Origin of the sequence: Undibacterium sp. Ji83W, assembly GCF_049340385.1 — a bacterium.
Lineage (GTDB): Bacteria > Pseudomonadota > Gammaproteobacteria > Burkholderiales > Burkholderiaceae_D > Undibacterium.
This window is the reverse complement of record NZ_JBMPOZ010000023.1, coordinates 108,524-124,362: the sequence shown is the minus strand read 5'-3', so window position 1 is coordinate 124,362 and position 15,839 is coordinate 108,524. Positions and strand designations below refer to the sequence as shown.

Below are 15,839 nucleotides of genomic sequence, written 5' to 3'. Positions count from 1 at the left end.
GTCTTGGCGTAGCGTTCAAAGCCACCTTCGGCAAAAGTTGTCTGTTTCATGGCATTCGGGATTCAATGAGAATAGGCTTATATTAACGTTTCTAAATCAATACTCGGATACTTAATCAGAGATTCCCAAGGTGAATTTCTGTTGAAGCACATTGGAAGCTTGGCTCAAGGAAATCAGCTAGTACGGCGGCAATAACCGCCTGAATCCGTGCAATAAAACAATCACCGTAAAAATAATATTGCGCGGGAATAGCCACAAAGAGAAATGTAGCCCAGCTCTTATTTCAGGATCAATCACCCTGCGAGCCAATGCCTGCAAGTACTTGCGGCTGTGTGGCCAGTCCATCAAACCATTACGCCACTCTTGCGGTATGCCAGACGGCCCTACACTGGCGCCTGCCAAAGCTCCTGCAATAGCAGCCACGCTATCTACATCGCCGCCAGCATTTACCACGAAGTCTATCGTGTTTTGATAGCTACCAAAATTCTGATACCAAGCAATGATGGAGAATGGGACCGTGTGCATGGTGTAGCCCGAGATACCATGCTTGCCGCCAAAATGTTGTTGCGCAACCAGTGTCTGGTCAGATGCAAGACAGGCTTCTTGTATGCCTTTAACGGCAGCTTGCCATTCAGTGTCGTCTGACAAACTGTTCAGCATGTTAATCAATTCATCCAGCGGCGGCCTGGTTTGCCATTTGCAATTGACCAATCGTGCTGCGATTTCGGCAATCGCCAGTGCACCAGTAAAAGCCTTGGGGTCAGTGTGCGTAAGCAGGGTAGATGCCTGTACATGGGCGTGGCGTGCTGAAGCGTCATTTGAGAGTATGGCACCGATCATGGCACTGCGCATGCTGGGGCCGTTGCCAGCCGAGTATACTCCGCTATTGGTAAATCCCAGCCACAGCTTGATAATGCTGCGCAGGGTAGCAAACCCCACGCCTGCAGGCAGGCATATCAACCAAAGCCGTAACCGCCATGCCAGGCTTTTTTTGAATTTACTGACATCTCCCTTGCTCTTGATCAGTGCCTGCGTCACAAAGATCGCATGATCAGTATCATCACTGATCATGCCATGAGCAAAGAAGAAACGATATCGTAGTGACCCTTTACGCAAACGCGCTATCCTGCGTGGCGATAGGCCTTCAAACGGCAAGCCCATGGCATCGCCGACTGCGCCGCCCATCAGGCAGCCCGCGATTGCATCAGATGTTGAAGTAGGCAATATGTTTATCTCCATTTATTAGAACTCATCTCATCCTATTTATGAGATGAGTTCTAGTATGCAGTATCAAGCTATATGAAATGGTAGAGCGCATTGCAATGCAACACTCAATGGGCAAGACTTTTTTCATATGCGCGCTTTATGATATTCCAGCATGCGCTTCAATAATGGTGCGATGATGTCCTGGCCACGCAACATACTCTTCCAGCGCTCAGGTATCGCAGAAATGCCATCACGAATGCCAGCGATGCCACCCGCTACGCATGCCGTTGTGTCGGTATCATTGCCGAGCAGGATGGCAGCCCGGACGACGGATTCGTAGCATCCAGCTTCAAGAGTCATGCGCGCCGACCGCAGGCAATCCACGACATAACCTGAACCATGACCTATGGGAGGCTCATCTGGCCGTATCGACCATTCCAATTCTTCGAGTTCTTGTGGGCTATTTGCATAGATGGATCGCAAAGTCAGTACAGCATCATTCCAGGGATCAGCAGCATCGTTAAGAATACGACGCGCCCACAGACAGTACAGCGCACAACATACCTGTGAACGCAGATGGGCATGTGTTACCCGTGATTGTAATTGCGCGATCCTGACCAAATCTGTATCTGGGCCACGATGAAACAAGACTAACGGCAAAACACGCATCAGCGAGCCATTGCCATTTTCATGCACATCGGTTGCCCCGGCTCCCAAAGCGGGCACATTCTTGCGTAGCGCACGAATTGCCTTCCCAGTAGTGATACCAACATCAAACACGACGCTGTCAACCGCCATATAGCCTTCGTCGTACCAGCGAACCAGACGCTTGCCAAAATCCTCGGCGTCAAATTGTCCGCATTCCAATAGCGAGGCCAACAAGCAAAGTGCCTGTGCGCCATCGTCGGACCATGTTCCCGGCGGTACGAGATGATGTGATCGTGCAAAACCGGAAGGTGGCTGAAACTCTATGAGTTCTGCTACCGGTATTGCTGATGGATCATGAAATTCATAAGGCACGCCCAGAGCATCGCCAACCAGTAGACCGATCAGTCCACCTGCCAGGCGTTCTTGTTGGGTTGGTTTATTCATATCGACATATCATTCGTATATTTGCTTTGGCCTCACGCAAGCTGTCTGCTACCAAACCGCTGATACAACTCCCGCGCCATGCGCAATATTTCTTCGCGCATGGCGAGGCGTGCCAGCCATTTTTCAGGTATGCCATCTACACCGTAATAGGCACCCGCAATTTGCCCCGTGATGGCGGCAGTGGTGTCGGCATCGTCACCCAGGTTGGTGGCGGTGAGGATGGCGCTTTCAAAACTGTCCGTGTGCATGAAACACCATAGCGATGCTTCGAGGGATTCAACCGAATAGCCGCTGCCGCGTATTTGTGAACTGTCTTTATTGATGAAATCAGTCTTGCCGAGAGCGATGATTTTTGGCTCGGTCGGTGTGAATGGCAATGCCGAAAATAAATCTGCCTTGTCGCAACCAGCAAACAGCTTGCACAGCATCGCCGCCAGCAACTGGCAGCTTTGTATGGCTTCTGGCGCGGCGTGGGTGGTGCGCGAGCTTTCGCCGCCGTAGTGGATGGCTGCTGGCATATCCGGGTAAGCAAACATCACGACCGGGGCAAGCCGCATCAGCGAGCCATTGCCAGCCGTGCTGGGGTCGTCTACTCCACAGTAAGGCTCACCGCTGCTGGCATAACGCGACAAGGCTGCACGTACGGTATTGCCAATGTCAAAGCAGATGCCGGTAGAACTCAGGTAACCCCATTTCCACCAGTTCAGGTAACGCCCCAACTGGTCTTTGGCGTCGAAGCCACCCTTCGTCAACAGGCTTTCTGCCAGGCACAATGCCATTGAGGTGTCGTCTGTCCATTCGCCAGGCAGCAAGCCAAAGGGGCCTTTGCCTGTCATGTCAGTGACTGGTGTAAAGCTGCCACGGGCCGAGAATTCTACCGTGGTGCCGACAGCATCACCGCAGGCGAGACCAGCCAGTGCGCCGAGATAGCGTTGTTCTAATGTGATGCTCATAAAATCGTTCCATTGTTGGCACTCTCAACACTTGATGGAAGTAGTGCGTTCAACAGATAATAAACTTGTTAGTTACTAATTGCAACTATCTTAGTTTTATTTCGGATAAAAGAGATCGAAAGTTATAATCTCAACGCTAAAACGCAAATTGATTTGTCTTGTTTGCAGCTTCACTATTTCACTCTTGTCTTCCCTATGTACCCAAAACAATTTTTTATCGAACAGTTTTCTGAAGTGGCCTCCGAGGAGTTGTTAGTCAAGCTTTCCAGTGAAGACCTGGTCGATAATGCCAAAGAGGCGATCAGGGATATTCTTGCTGCACGTGGCATGTCCGTGACTGACATTAACAGAGTCAGCAAGGAGATGCATAAGGCGCAGTACAGGATGGCGCGAGGGACAAACGAGTGCGATTATTGCGGCAACCTGGCGAAGAGCAATCCCGTCCTGAACGAAGGTCAGCGCTTTTGTTCCAAAAAATGCTGGCATCAGGCAAGGATAGCCGAGGTAGCGGTTGACCTGACTGAGGCTACAATATTGCAGGCAGCGAGGAAAATTCGTTCCGGTGTTTGCCCGGTTTGCGCCAGCATGGCGACTCCTGTAGAGGTGCGTTATTCATATATAGCAACTTCCATCATCATCATGAGCAACCAGGAAACCAAGACACGTCTTTGTTGTGTTCCCTGCGGCAGAAAAGAGAATCGTGGCGGCTTCCTGGTCAGTTTTTTTATTGGTTGGTGGGGGATACCCTGGGGGCCGATTTTTACCATCGCCGCTTTGTTTGGTAATCTGAAAGCCATGTTTGAAATGATGTCTGACGAAGAGCCTTCAGATGAATTAATCAAGCTGACCAAGAATCAACTGGCCGTAGGCGCGCTGGAGAAATCTGCACAGATTTTGTAGGGTGCGCCGTGCGCACCAATGTGCAAATGCGTTGTAGGTGCGGCATGGAAATTGATGCGCATGGCGCATCGTGCTCATCTACACCACCAGATATCCACGCCTGTCCGCTATACCTATCTCTGCTGTCAGGCCCGCATTAAATTCCAGATAATCCGCTTCTATGCCATCGCTGAAGATGACGCCATGTTCCGGCATCAGGGATGTGACTTGCAGCTTGCTGTCTTCCTGGATTTGACCACGGACTAAAGTTGCAGATGAGGTTTTGCTGGGAAAGGGTTCGCGCACGGCGAACATCAGCTCGCGGGCATCCCAGTCTGTCGTGCTTGCCTGCGGCTCCAAGGCGATGTCGTATATCTTCAGACGCGGATCATCAATTCCTTCGTGCATGGCCGCTGCACCTGCCAGTATGCTCTTCATCCAGCCTGTAGAACCCAGGCCGGTGGAGATGATGATGCCGCTGGATGATTGCCGCTCCTGGCGGTCTTGCAGTTGTATGGTATAGCTGGCCGAGATATGGGTTTTGGGGCCGATGAAAATATCGTTCACGCCCAGCATGGTCTGGCCGTTATTCAGCCTGGCCATGGCCATGGTTACTTCGCGCACCGGGCGGCGCTGTTGCAGCACCTCGGGGACGATACTGGGCAAGTCCCTGACCTGGAATGGCAACAACACGCCATCCCAGCGTTGCACGTCAGGGTTGACGCCGATGAGGCGCTGGCCATCCAGATACTTCATGGTGTTGACGACCAGGCCGTCCTGCCCCAGGGCGATGACGATATCGTCGCGCCCAAAGATCATGTTCGGCAAGAAGCTGCGTTCTATCTTTTGCAAACGTGCCAGCCGTAGCAGGCTGTTTTCTGTGGCACTGACGCAGGCCATGTAATTGTCATGCTCAGCCTGGTAGGCGGCAAAGTCACCGCCCAGATGTTCTATATAAAAGCGCGCCTGGCCGACGGTGTTGTACTTGACGATGAGTTCCTCCAGGCGGGTCTTGCGGGTGATCAGGATGATCTTGTTTTCTGTCAGGCGCGTTGAGGTGCTGATACTGTTAGCGATGTTGCTCATATGATTTCCCCCGTTTTATCCAGGCTGGTTCATCAATTCACGCAACAAGTCTGGCGTGATATTCAACTGGCCTATGGAGCCTGCTTTTTCTGCCAGTTCCTGGAAGGCGAGGGCGATCAACTGGCCGGATTGCATATTGCCCATGGACAGGGCCTGCAAGACTTTGGGATCAACGCCGTTATAGGCATTCATCAGGGTTTGTGCGGCATAGGCGCGGCTGTCGGCTTCTGCCCTGGCATTTTCCGTGGACAGTTTGACGAGCGTGGTTTGCTGGTTTTCTTCGGCGATTTTGGCCTGCATCTGGGCGAGTTTAAGTTCGCTTTCTTTTTGTTGTATGCTTTTTTCAGCTTCCATCTGGGTTTCGCGTATCTGACGCTTTTTGCTTTCGACGGCGATCTCGGTATTCAATTCATTTTCGCGTATGCGGCGCTCTTGTTCAACGGCAGCATTGCGACGTTCATAGATGGCATCATCAGCACATTTGAGAATTTGCTCGCGCGCCTGCGCTTCCAATGCCTTGGCTGCTTCTGGTGTGGGCTTGAGTGCCAGAAAACTCAGACCCAGCAACTCCACCCCCAGTGCCTGCAATTCCTTGCTGTCGCGCACTGCCATGGTCACCGCAGAACCCAGCGTATCAGCCGCTTTCAGGGCGTCGCGCAGGGCCAGGCTTTGCAAGCCTTTGCGGGTCAATACCTTGACCAGATTGACGATGCGTTGCGAGAGCTTTTGCGGATCATCCGAGATGTATTGCTGGGTGACCGGGTTGATGGCGAAGTTGAGCAAGGCACCGACTTTTTGCGGGTCACTGATGCGATAGGTGACCTGACCCTGCACAGTGACAGTCTGGAAATCAGCCGTGTTTTCTTCAAAGATAAATGGTGTATCTGTACTCACCATGGGTATCGCCAGCATGGAGGTAGTAGGGGCATAGTAAAAGAAAGCCAGCCCCGCACCCTCACGCCTGACGTGGCCGTTCTTGAATTGCAGCACATAGGTAGTTGGCTGGAATTTGATGAATTTGATGCTGAACATGGCTATTCCTTTTCTTGTCTTCAGGTGCGCCGAGGTGTTTTGGCTCGTTTATTTTGATGACGGCATGATTTTTTTCTCTGCTTGAATACAGGATAGTCTACTTAAATATAAAATACAACTAAGTTAGTTTTTTATTTTAACTAAGATGGAATGCAAGACGATTCTACGATCGCACATCCAAGTACTGCTAGGGTGTGCCGTGCGCACCACGTTTTGGCAATATTGATACCGGTTTGGCACATCTGGTGCGCACGGCGCACCCTACTGGCCGGAGAAACTGGTTAACATTTTCTCGGTTAGACTATGAAAAAAAGGACAGGAATGAATGCAAAAACAATCAAGATCGGCGATGAGGTCAGATTGCTGGGTGTGCCAGATTGGCTCATCCATGATTTGCCGGAAGAAGAAAAGAGGGAGATCATTTCATACATTGGCAAAACGACGACAGTTACTGATATCGACAAATACGGCTATTTCTGGATGGGATTTGGCGATACCAAAGAAGATGAAGATGCAGCGTATTATTCCGGTCATTCGTTTTGTGTAACGATTGATTGCTTAGGGATTCTATAAAGCGGGGTCAGACAGATGCGGCATAAGCATTTGGACCAGCAGCGTGAATTAATTCCAGGACGCTTAACGGTAAGAACAATAATGTTTGTTACTCTTCAAGCGTCAATCTCTCATAGTCCCCCACCATGCGCCGCATTTCCAGCATTGATGACGCATCATAGATGCCCCGTATGCGAGCCTTTGCATCGATGAGGAAGGCGCGCTGGCCGTGCAGGGGTTCGCCATTGCTGGCGCGGGCGCTGATGTCAGTCATCAGACTGGTGGTGAGTTTTTGCATTTGCCTGGACTCACCTGTCAGCATGCTCCAGTCGGCAGGCAGTTTCAGTTTTTGCGCATAGGCGGCCATGGTCTTGGCATCGTCCTGGTCCGGGGTGACAGTCAGTAAAATGAACTGGGGCGTTGCGATGGATTTCTGCCTGATTTGTGTTTGCAGTTCACGCATGACTTCGAGGGAGATCGGGCAGAGTGTCACGCAGCCTGCATAAAAGAAACCGACAAAACTGGTTTTGCCGCGCAGCAGGCTGTGATCGACTTCTTGTGCATGCTGGTTGATGAGTTCGAACTTTGCAATGCGCTGCATGGATGCCCAGGTGTCCCAATGTGCTTGCAGGTCTTGTTGATAGTAGTAGGGTAGTTTGTCGTTGTTGAGGGCATTTTGTGGTGCAGCGAATGCACCTGTCAGCCAGCCCAGGGTCAGGATGGTGGTCATGAAGGTGAGCATGGACAAGAGCAGGGATTTAAGGATGGACATGTTGAATAAGGCTGAATAAATTTTGTACGGTCTTTAATTCCCGGTGTGCGCAATTACCAGCAAGCTCAAGATATTCCCCTGCCTCTGGTTCACCTGCCCAGTACTAATGTACAGTCGCTGGCGTCCCCTTGTAGCAACCAATTGTGTATGGAAATTCCCTGGTCTGATGGTAGTGATATTGCGTGACCATGACACCGTTGCGCTCCACAGCGTGGGTATGTCCGTGGCATTCGTCGAGGTCGGCATTGGCCAGGGCCTTGCCGTTTTCGCCCTGGTTGCCATAGATGCCAAAGCCGTCAGCGATGTAACCGACCAGCGGCGAGTGCTGACCCGGGGTATCTTTTTGCGTCAGGCAGGAAGTGATGTTGTGATGGTGATATTGGCCCGTGCGTTCAGGGTGGCCCTGGCAGGCATCCTGGATTTCCCAGGCGACGGCATCGCGGTATCCGCCATCGTCAGCATTGTAGAGGCGCACGCCATCCAGCAGTACGCCAATTGCGCCGAGGCTGGTACAGGTGGGCTGTGCAGCGACGACAGGGCTGGCTGGCAAGCCCCAGGCGATATTGGCCTGACTGATGCTGTTGGGGTTACGGTCATAGACATAGGCTGGATCAGTGCTGGCGATGGGGAAAGTGCCGGTAGGGTTAGGCGGCAGTCCATTACCGGTAATACCAAGGGAACTACCCACGGTCACCATAAAATTCGAGACCCAGCTAACCGCACCCTGTACGCTGATCTTGCTGAGCGAATTCCAGGTCATGCCATCGGCATTAAACCATGGTCCCTTAGTACTGGCACCACCCGTGCCCGCGGTATAGCAGGCATAGACGTAACCAACAGCAGGAGTGGTGCGGGTGAACTTGCCGTCGCCTATCGGCAATTTGCTGGCATCAACGGTGCCGCTGATTGTTGCAGTGGCACTTGTACTTCCTGTAGTCGTACCGGCCGTAGTACCCGTCGTTGTTCCAGTTGTTACTGTGTTCGTGGCACTGGTCGTTGCTGTTGCGCCACCAGAACTGCCGCCGCAGGCAGCAAGGCCGATGGCAAGGCAGGTAATCAGCATGGTTATCATGTTGAGTTGCTTCATTTTTTTCTTGCCATCGCTTTGCAACGCTGGTCATTGTCTTTGTCGATGATGCATCTTGCTGTCTGAATATGGAGGAAATATGAAGAGTTGTGTGTTTCGTTTACGCAAAGCGGGTTGGCAGAATAATGCGTCGTAGAGCACGCTTTTTCTAAAATCATGCAATTTGATTAAAAAATAAAGTAAAACATCGTTTCCTGAATCCTGAAAACGCTACATCCGCATTTTCCATCATCAGGCACGGGCGTACTATTCAGCTATGTTCATGCGTGGCACGTCTTGCTTCAGGGGAAATATGCTTACTTTCGCCAGCTCATCTTTATCTAGCCTGCTTATTTTCTTGCGGCAACTATGCATGCTGATGTTGCTCAGCATCTTGCTTATGTTTACCCGTCCAGCGCAAGCGCAAAAACTGAGTATCTATACTGAAGACTGGCCGCCGATGAACTTCAAGACCAGGACCGGCATTGACGGTATGGCGGTAGATATCGTCAAGGCCATGCAAACCTTTACTGGCAACAAAGACAGCATACAACTGGTACCCTGGGCGCGCGGCTACAAGGCCGTGCTGGAAGATGAAAACGTGCTGCTGTTCAGCCTTGGCCGTTCACCGGAACGTGAAAAACTCATGCATATGCTGGGGCCAATTGCGATCTCCAAAACCTCGGTCTATACCCGCAAAGGCGAGGCTGCAAGATTGAGAGCGCTGGATGCCGACATCTACAAACTGCCGGTCGGTGCTTATCGCGGCAGTATCTTTGCAGACACTGCAAAAAAGAAGGGTTTCATCAATCTGGCACAGGCTGATTCGCCGCTGAATTCATCCAGGATGTTGTTTGCCTATCGCTTTGATTTATGGGTAGAGGGCAGCCTGGCTGTGAATTCAATCCTGCAAGAGAGTGGACGTAGCGCTGCTGATGTTGAAGAAGTCATGGTGCTGGATAGTCTGGAATTGTATCTGGCCTTTTCCTTGAAAACCCCGGCTGCGACCATCACCCTGTGGGAAAACGCATTACGGCAAATGAAGAGAGATGGCAGCTTTCAAAAGATACACCAGAAGTGGTTGCCCGGCGAAGCCGCGCCTATGGAAGTGTACAGAGTTGAGGGAGGTCATTGATCTGTTGCACAGCCAGGATGCTTGCCGTGATTGTTGAGCGACTCTTGATCGCTCCGGGTTGCAATCTGCCATCTTGACTATTGCTTGTTTCCAATTCTGTTTCTACATGTAAAAGCACCCCCACAGTTTTTGCATTGCTCGTATCCTACCGCCTTTCATGCTGCGCAATGATGGCGTCAACTCATCAAACGCTATCCCTGGCTCAGCAATCCACCCCCAATTTCTGACTGCATCATGCTGAAAATTTTAAAGAATTTAATTTCCGGAAAACCTGCTAATGCGGCGACGGATGTCCCTGCATCTGCAACAATTCCTGCGGCAGTTACTGCAAATACCGTGGTATCAGTGGCAGATTCAGTTGCATCAGAAATTGATATCAATGCTGCCAGCAGCATACTCGTTAATGCCTATTGCACATGTGCGCAATTACCGCCTCTGAATTTTCCGCATAAACTCAATAACCAGCGTGATATGAGCGACCCGGAACTGCATGGGCATTTGCAAGGTTTTATTGGCTATGTACTCAATCGTGGTGATGGGCAAATGACGCATCAGCGTTATCATGTGATGCGGCATATCCAGCGTGTGCAGCAGCATCTCAGTTTGTGGATAGATGAGAGCCAGCTGGATGCATTTTCTGACTGGGCAGTGGTGGCGAATGCGATAGCCTTCATGCCCGATGGCGATATCCGTGACACGCATGGTTATGTCTTGTTGGCGGCTACAGATGGCGGTATAGAAACCGGGGCAACTATCCCTTATCCCGCCCTGGCATGGCAAAGAAAGGCGCGCACAGATACTTTGCTGGCAGAAATGGGCATTGAACTGCCATCGCACCTGCCGCCGCTGGTTAGCGAGGCTGAACTGCAATTGCGCCCGGCAACCGAGATACTGGGGCGAGCGCTGGCTCTATACATCGTGGCTTTGCGCGCAGAATCAGTGGCGACACACCAGCCAATTCCTGCGCACGAATTGACCGAGCGTTTCCCGCAAGTGCATGCCTGGCTTTCACCAAATGAGCGTGAATTCCTGGAGACGGATGAACCGGCAGAAGACATCTTGCCGCAATTTGCCTGGCGTTATGAATCCCTGTATGTGCTCGAATGGGTGCTGGGTTTACAGGATGAATTGCCCTTTGCCGATGCTATCTGCGACGTGCCACTGACAGCGCGCACGATGATGAACCTGGATTTTGAAGCTGCGATGAGCAAGGCGAAAACACGCCCGGCCAGCCAGCTACTGGATGCCCTGGACCTGCATTACCGCCTGCACTGGCTGGTGCGCCAGACCCGGATGAAAGAAGGCACGCTGCCGCTGAACCTGGATGCCGGTGTCATCTACGAACGGCACTATGCCCTGAACTGGCTGGTGAATTTTGAGAATGCTGCCTGGGATGAGGTGGATACACCAACCTGATCTTTATGCACTATCCGGCGGGCCTTTCAATTCCACTACATTGCCTTCCGGGTCATTGATGTAGATCGATAAGCCTTCACCCTCGGCACCATAACGCTGGCCGACTTCACCAACGGTCACGCCATGGGCTTGCAGATGGGCTTGTATGTCAGTGAGATCAAAGGGCTCAACACGCAGGCACAGGTGGTCAAGATTACGGCCTTCCTTGCCTGGCGCAGCACCACCCATGCGACCCAGCTTGCCCGTTACCGTGATCAGGTCTATCAGCGACCTGCCTGCACGCAGCTGTGTCAAACCAATTTCTTCCTGCCTGCGCTCAATTGGGCAACCCAACACATCACAATAAAAATGCAGCATGCTGTCCAGGTCTTTCACCCTGAGCACCAGATGATCGATTTCGCGTATCTTGAACATGGCTAAGATGATTTGGAAGTGATAATTTGCTTATCTTAAACTTGTTTGATGGACTGTGCTGATGGCGTTTTTTTGAGCGCGCATCGTCTTTGCAATCAGCATAGAAACAAAAGCGGTGAGCACGAGGCAGCCTGCAAGTCATTTATATGTGAATTTAAAAAAAGACCAAAGGTCTCACCACAGAGACACTGAGACACAGAGATGGCACTGAGGCTCTAATGAATGTGCAACTTTCACTGTTCCCATGCATTCAAATGCCTCTCAGGTATATCTCTCTGTGCTTACTCTGTGTCTCTGTGCCTCTGTGTTGAGTGGTCTTGAAATGCTGAAGAATTACTACAGGTCCAGAGGAAATATCTGTGTGGTGTTCGTCTGATACATGCGGCACATTACAATGCGCCCTACGGACATATATTCCCATGATAGCTTGTTGATCAAACAGGCAAAGAAATCAACTCAAGCATTTCCAGAAAAATTAAGTTCTATGCCATTGCCTTCAGGGTCACTGAAAAAAACCTGATGCTGGGTCGCAAAGCCCGCCGATGCTTCCACCGTGGCTTGGCGATAAACGATACCATCAGCCTGCAATCTTGCCAGCATGACAGGCAAATCGGTACACGCAAAGGCGACATGGTCGAAGCCGGTTTTTAATTCTGTCTGGCGGCTTTCGTCAGGGCGGTTTTCTGACAGGTGCAAGACATCGCGGCTACCGGCATATAACCAAAAGCCAAAGCTCTTCAGCGGGCGTGGGCCCTCTGTCAGCCCCACATAGCGGATATAAAAATCCCTGAGTTTTTCCAGCGTGGCGCGGTCACCGCGCAGGTTGTAATGACCCAGTGCAATTGCAGGCATGAGATTCCCTATCAGTTTTTATTTGAGCCAGCCGCGACGGCGGAAATACCAGAACGGCGTGATCGCCGAAGCCAGCATCAATGCCAGTGCAAATGGGTAACCCAGTTGCCAGTCCAGTTCAGGGAACCAGCCCTTGAAGTTCATGCCATAGATACTGGCGATGAGGGTGGGCGGCAAGAAGGCCACGCTGGCGACCGAGAAAATCTTGATGATCTTATTCTGGTTGATGTTGATGAAACCGACGGTCGCATCCATCAAAAAGTTGATTTTGTCGAACAGGAAGGAAGTATGACCATCCAGTGATTCTATATCACGCAAAATCTGGCGTGCTTCTTCAAACTGATCAGCATTGAGCAAACGTCCGCGCATCAAGAAGCTGACAGCGCGGCGGGTGTCCATCATGTTGCGGCGTATGCGGCCATTCAAATCTTCTTCTACTGCAATCGAATTCAGCGCGGCAGCAGCATCCTGATCGCTGAAGTTTTTTTGCAGCACGCTGCGGCTGACGTCTTCCAGGTTTTGATAGATGCCTTCGAGCGCATCGGCAGAATACTCGGCGTCTGTCGCATACAGGTCGAGCAGCACATCCTTGTAGTCAGCGATAGAGCCGGGACGCGAACGCGCGCGCATGCGTACCAGGCGGAACACTGGTAAATCGATGGTATGGACCGAGAATAAAATATCACGCGCCAGGATGAAGGCGACCGTCACCGTGCGTGCCGGTTCATCGTCATCGTCGATCAGAAAATCGGTGCGCAGATGCAGGTCACCATTATCGGCTTCGTAATAACGGGCCGATGCCTCGATATCCTTGACCTCGTCTTCCCCTGGCAGGGTCACGCCATAGATACTCTTTACCCATTCGCGCTCTTCTTCATTGGGGTCAGTCAGGTCGACCCAGATAGGCAGGGTATTTTCAAGATCAGCGCGGTTTTCCACGTTGATCTGGCTCAGGCGGCCATTGTGCAAGACGAAGACATTAATCATAGGCAAATTCCAGGAAAGCAAAGTCTTTGGTTTGGCTGGATTGTAAACCTGTTTTATAGCTGTGGGCAGGTTGAGGAAGAATTTTATTAAGGTTTTTGAGGGTGCTTAGCCTGTCTTTTGTTTAACTTTTCCTGATTAACGGGCGATTTATGTTTTTCAAGAAGGCGGCGCAAAGCTCGTATCAGCTCGTATCAGCTCGTATCCATATATCCACATCAATTCAGAGGCAGGGCCTTAGTGCGTACGGCACATTCTGAAAATACCAGATTATTCCACGCTACGGATCTTGCGCAGATGGATTCTAGCCTGCGCTGGAATGACGACGTTGAGTTTGCGGCTTGATCTTAGCCGTGAAATTTGATCACTCACTATCATCGCAATGTCATTCCAGCGCAGGCTGGAATCTAGTGGCGTTCGTAGCATTCAACTATCGCTGCTATAAGTAACAGTCTGCGCAAAAATCTGAGTGACAGTCTGCGTAAAAATCTGAGTGACAGTCTGAAAAACAGTCTGCCTGTTTCCCAAGCTGCCCTTATGCAGGGCGTGCGGTTGCATGCTGGTACACATTCCTTGTCTATCTGTGATAAATTTCTCTGCCTTTTTAACGCAATGGTTAATCTGAAGAACAGCATGAGCACAAACACTTACCAGGCAGTTGCCGCTATCCCCGACATTGCCACCTACTGCCACCTGCGCCAGGCATCCGGTTTAAGCACCAAGACCGCCGAAGCAGCAGCACGTGGTCTTCCTGCCAGCCTGTTTGCCGTGCAAATCATGCAGGGTGAGCTGGTCGTAGGCATGGGGCGTGTCGTTGGCGATGGTGGCACTTCATATCATGTCGTTGATATCGCGGTCTTGCCAGAACATCAGGGCAAGGGCCTGGGCAAGATGATCATGCGCGAGATCACGCACTACCTGCAGCAAAATGCGCCTGAATCGGCCTACGTCAGCCTCATTGCTGATGGCCCGGCGCAAGACCTGTATGCGCAATTTGGTTTCAAACATACGGCGCCCGCCTCGGTGGGCATGGCTTATAAAATCTGACGCAATTCAAAACCCATTTTAGAACCCATTTCATAACCCATTTCACGGAAACAGGCATGCAAGAATTCCTGGCAAGCAGCACCTACATAGACTGGCAACATCCCGCCGTTCTGGCGCAAGCACAAGAACTGGCAGCTGCCGGTGGTGATCAGGCGGAAGTCACGCGACGCTGTTTTCATTTTGTGCGTGACCAGATCAAGCATAGCTGGGATTACCGTCAGAATCCTGTGACCTGCAAGGCATCTGATGTGCTGGCACATGGTACTGGTTATTGCTATGCCAAGAGCCATTTGCTGGCTGCCTTGTTGCGTGCCAATGGTATTCCCGCTGGCCTGTGTTACCAGCGCTTGACCATCGGCACAGAACCGCCATTTTGCCTGCATGGTTTGAACGCTGTTTATTTGCCTGAGCATGGCTGGTACCGGCTGGACCCGCGTGGCAACAAGCCGGGTGTGAATGCAGAATTTTGCCCGCCAAAAGAACAACTGGCTTTTGCCATTAAAACACCTGGCGAACAAGACTTTGCCGGTATCTGGGCAGAACCGCATGCAGCAGTGCTGGAGTCATTGTTGAAGCAGTCCACGGTAGAAGCAGTGATTGCCAATTTGCCTGACGGTGACTTGAGCGCAGACCCTGCACCTGCCAGCCTGGCGCATTTACTTTAAAAGACTGACTAAAACCATGACAACTACTACTGACGCAACACCTGAAACCGTAGTCCAGGCCCAGCTCGATGCCTATAATGCCCGCGATGTCGAGGCCATACTCAAGACCTATGCTGTTGACGCGCAACAGTTTGAATTCCCCGGTAAATTGCTGGCTACCGGCCATGCTGATATCCGCCCGCGCATGGCTGCGCGCTTTGCCGAACCCAATCTGCATGCCAGGCTGATACGCCGCGAGGTGATAGGTCACATCGTCATCGACCATGAAGAAGTGACGCGCACCTTTCCTGAAGGCACAGGCCGCATGGAAATGATTGCGATCTATGAAATAAAAAATGGGCTGATACAAAGCGCTTCCGTGGCTTTGGGTGAAAAAAAACTGGACGCCTGAGCCAGGTCAACACGCCCTATATATTCTCTATTCATTCACTATTTAAATTCCCGAAACCCGTGTTGCAAAAACACACTTGGACACGCCTGCACAATACCACTGTGCTGCTTTGGGCAGGCATTCGCATACGCAGAATCCACTTAATTAATTGACAGCTAATGTATTCTAAACTACTGTTCGTAGGTGCGATGTTTTTGCTTAATTTTTAAGCTAATTACCTCTTCTTCATACTCAATTTTTGGAAAGAAAATAGTTGGTATCGCATTGTTTTTGCCTGTCTTATTTTTTCAATGAAAG

The 15,839-nt window shown here is 51.1% G+C and carries 17 protein-coding genes; 7 read left to right on the top strand and 10 right to left on the bottom strand.

Features of this window, described 5'->3' with window-relative positions; translation table 11 throughout:
• Positions 1-177: 177 nt before the first annotated feature.
• The 3 genes from ACO0LD_RS27025 to ACO0LD_RS27015 form a co-directional block, all read right to left on the bottom strand.
• Positions 178-1,224, bottom strand: a complete 1,047-nt coding sequence (locus ACO0LD_RS27025) for an ADP-ribosylglycohydrolase family protein (RefSeq protein WP_423011798.1) — start codon at positions 1,222-1,224, stop codon at positions 178-180.
• Between the two features lie 126 nt (positions 1,225-1,350).
• The gene (locus ACO0LD_RS27020; RefSeq protein WP_423011796.1) at positions 1,351-2,298 is read right to left on the bottom strand and encodes an ADP-ribosylglycohydrolase family protein; all 948 of its coding nucleotides are present in this window, start codon (positions 2,296-2,298) and stop codon (positions 1,351-1,353) included.
• A gap of 32 nt (positions 2,299-2,330) precedes the next feature.
• Positions 2,331-3,251 carry an ADP-ribosylglycohydrolase family protein gene (locus ACO0LD_RS27015; RefSeq protein ID WP_423011794.1) on the bottom strand — a complete coding sequence of 307 codons (921 nt, stop codon included), beginning with the start codon at positions 3,249-3,251 and terminating at the stop codon, positions 2,331-2,333.
• Between the two features lie 195 nt (positions 3,252-3,446).
• Here ACO0LD_RS27015 and ACO0LD_RS27010 point away from each other — a divergent pair, with 195 nt between their 5' ends.
• Positions 3,447-4,151, top strand: coding sequence for a hypothetical protein (locus ACO0LD_RS27010; protein WP_423011792.1), 705 nt, complete (start codon positions 3,447-3,449; stop codon positions 4,149-4,151).
• 78 nt (positions 4,152-4,229) lie between these two features.
• Here ACO0LD_RS27010 and ACO0LD_RS27005 read toward each other — a convergent pair whose 3' ends face one another.
• Positions 4,230-5,216 carry a sugar kinase gene (locus ACO0LD_RS27005; protein WP_423011790.1) on the bottom strand — a complete coding sequence of 329 codons (987 nt, stop codon included), beginning with the start codon at positions 5,214-5,216 and terminating at the stop codon, positions 4,230-4,232.
• Positions 5,217-5,231: 15 nt separating this feature from the next.
• Positions 5,232-6,248, bottom strand: a complete 1,017-nt coding sequence (locus ACO0LD_RS27000) for an SPFH domain-containing protein (protein ID WP_423011788.1) — start codon at positions 6,246-6,248, stop codon at positions 5,232-5,234.
• Positions 6,249-6,569: 321 nt separating this feature from the next.
• Between ACO0LD_RS27000 and ACO0LD_RS26995 the strand changes: the two genes are divergently transcribed.
• Entirely contained in the window at positions 6,570-6,821 is a 252-nt protein-coding gene (locus ACO0LD_RS26995; protein WP_423011786.1) for a hypothetical protein, read from the top strand.
• Positions 6,822-6,909: 88 nt separating this feature from the next.
• Here the strand turns inward: ACO0LD_RS26995 and ACO0LD_RS26990 are convergent, their stop codons facing one another.
• Positions 6,910-7,572 carry an SCO family protein gene (locus tag ACO0LD_RS26990; protein ID WP_423011784.1) on the bottom strand — a complete coding sequence of 221 codons (663 nt, stop codon included), beginning with the start codon at positions 7,570-7,572 and terminating at the stop codon, positions 6,910-6,912.
• 103 nt (positions 7,573-7,675) lie between these two features.
• Positions 7,676-8,659, bottom strand: coding sequence for a YHYH protein (locus ACO0LD_RS26985; RefSeq protein ID WP_423011782.1), 984 nt, complete (start codon positions 8,657-8,659; stop codon positions 7,676-7,678).
• A 379-nt stretch (positions 8,660-9,038) separates the two neighbouring features.
• On the opposite strand from ACO0LD_RS26985, the gene ACO0LD_RS26980 reads away from it, so the two are divergent.
• Positions 9,039-9,773: a substrate-binding periplasmic protein gene (locus ACO0LD_RS26980; protein WP_423011780.1), complete on the top strand. Its 735-nt coding sequence runs from the start codon at positions 9,039-9,041 to the stop codon at positions 9,771-9,773.
• A gap of 234 nt (positions 9,774-10,007) precedes the next feature.
• Positions 10,008-11,189, top strand: coding sequence for a DUF4272 domain-containing protein (locus ACO0LD_RS26975; protein ID WP_423011778.1), 1,182 nt, complete (start codon positions 10,008-10,010; stop codon positions 11,187-11,189).
• Positions 11,190-11,192: 3 nt separating this feature from the next.
• On the opposite strand, the gene ACO0LD_RS26970 is transcribed toward ACO0LD_RS26975, so the two are convergent.
• The 3 genes from ACO0LD_RS26970 to corA all read right to left on the bottom strand — a co-directional run bounded on the left by ACO0LD_RS26970 (position 11,193) and on the right by corA (position 13,442).
• A complete protein-coding gene (locus ACO0LD_RS26970) occupies positions 11,193-11,603 on the bottom strand; it encodes a VOC family protein (protein WP_423011776.1) in 411 nt (136 codons plus the stop codon).
• A 456-nt stretch (positions 11,604-12,059) separates the two neighbouring features.
• Positions 12,060-12,455, bottom strand: coding sequence for a VOC family protein (locus tag ACO0LD_RS26965; RefSeq protein WP_423011774.1), 396 nt, complete (start codon positions 12,453-12,455; stop codon positions 12,060-12,062).
• A gap of 18 nt (positions 12,456-12,473) precedes the next feature.
• Positions 12,474-13,442, bottom strand: a complete 969-nt coding sequence (gene corA / locus ACO0LD_RS26960) for a magnesium/cobalt transporter CorA (RefSeq protein ID WP_162043097.1) — start codon at positions 13,440-13,442, stop codon at positions 12,474-12,476.
• Positions 13,443-14,072: 630 nt separating this feature from the next.
• Between corA and ACO0LD_RS26955 the strand changes: the two genes are divergently transcribed.
• The 3 genes from ACO0LD_RS26955 to ACO0LD_RS26945 are packed head-to-tail and all read left to right on the top strand — an operon-like array spanning position 14,073 to position 15,542.
• Positions 14,073-14,486: a GNAT family N-acetyltransferase gene (locus ACO0LD_RS26955; RefSeq protein ID WP_423011772.1), complete on the top strand. Its 414-nt coding sequence runs from the start codon at positions 14,073-14,075 to the stop codon at positions 14,484-14,486.
• A 56-nt stretch (positions 14,487-14,542) separates the two neighbouring features.
• Positions 14,543-15,151: a transglutaminase-like domain-containing protein gene (locus ACO0LD_RS26950; RefSeq protein ID WP_423011770.1), complete on the top strand. Its 609-nt coding sequence runs from the start codon at positions 14,543-14,545 to the stop codon at positions 15,149-15,151.
• A gap of 16 nt (positions 15,152-15,167) precedes the next feature.
• Entirely contained in the window at positions 15,168-15,542 is a 375-nt protein-coding gene (locus tag ACO0LD_RS26945) for a nuclear transport factor 2 family protein (RefSeq protein ID WP_423011768.1), read from the top strand.
• Positions 15,543-15,839: the final 297 nt, after the last annotated feature.

Bases quoted from the DNA above. Each gene is read 5' to 3' on its own strand.
- ACO0LD_RS26965 (WP_423011774.1), bottom strand. From the start codon at position 12,455: ATGCCTGCAATTGCACTGGGTCATTACAACCTGCGCGGTGACCGCGCC.
- corA (WP_162043097.1), bottom strand. From the start codon at position 13,442: ATGATTAATGTCTTCGTCTTGCACAATGGCCGCCTGAGCCAGATCAAC.
- ACO0LD_RS26990 (WP_423011784.1), bottom strand. From the start codon at position 7,572: ATGTCCATCCTTAAATCCCTGCTCTTGTCCATGCTCACCTTCATGACC.
- ACO0LD_RS27010 (WP_423011792.1), top strand. From the start codon at position 3,447: ATGTACCCAAAACAATTTTTTATCGAACAGTTTTCTGAAGTGGCCTCC.
- ACO0LD_RS26950 (WP_423011770.1), top strand. From the start codon at position 14,543: ATGCAAGAATTCCTGGCAAGCAGCACCTACATAGACTGGCAACATCCC.
- ACO0LD_RS27005 (WP_423011790.1), bottom strand. From the start codon at position 5,216: ATGAGCAACATCGCTAACAGTATCAGCACCTCAACGCGCCTGACAGAA.
- ACO0LD_RS26995 (WP_423011786.1), top strand. From the start codon at position 6,570: ATGAATGCAAAAACAATCAAGATCGGCGATGAGGTCAGATTGCTGGGT.
- ACO0LD_RS26985 (WP_423011782.1), bottom strand. From the start codon at position 8,659: ATGAAGCAACTCAACATGATAACCATGCTGATTACCTGCCTTGCCATC.
- ACO0LD_RS27020 (WP_423011796.1), bottom strand. From the start codon at position 2,298: ATGAATAAACCAACCCAACAAGAACGCCTGGCAGGTGGACTGATCGGT.
- ACO0LD_RS26970 (WP_423011776.1), bottom strand. From the start codon at position 11,603: ATGTTCAAGATACGCGAAATCGATCATCTGGTGCTCAGGGTGAAAGAC.
- ACO0LD_RS26955 (WP_423011772.1), top strand. From the start codon at position 14,073: ATGAGCACAAACACTTACCAGGCAGTTGCCGCTATCCCCGACATTGCC.
- ACO0LD_RS26975 (WP_423011778.1), top strand. From the start codon at position 10,008: ATGCTGAAAATTTTAAAGAATTTAATTTCCGGAAAACCTGCTAATGCG.
- ACO0LD_RS26945 (WP_423011768.1), top strand. From the start codon at position 15,168: ATGACAACTACTACTGACGCAACACCTGAAACCGTAGTCCAGGCCCAG.
- ACO0LD_RS26980 (WP_423011780.1), top strand. From the start codon at position 9,039: ATGTTTACCCGTCCAGCGCAAGCGCAAAAACTGAGTATCTATACTGAA.
- ACO0LD_RS27015 (WP_423011794.1), bottom strand. From the start codon at position 3,251: ATGAGCATCACATTAGAACAACGCTATCTCGGCGCACTGGCTGGTCTC.
- ACO0LD_RS27000 (WP_423011788.1), bottom strand. From the start codon at position 6,248: ATGTTCAGCATCAAATTCATCAAATTCCAGCCAACTACCTATGTGCTG.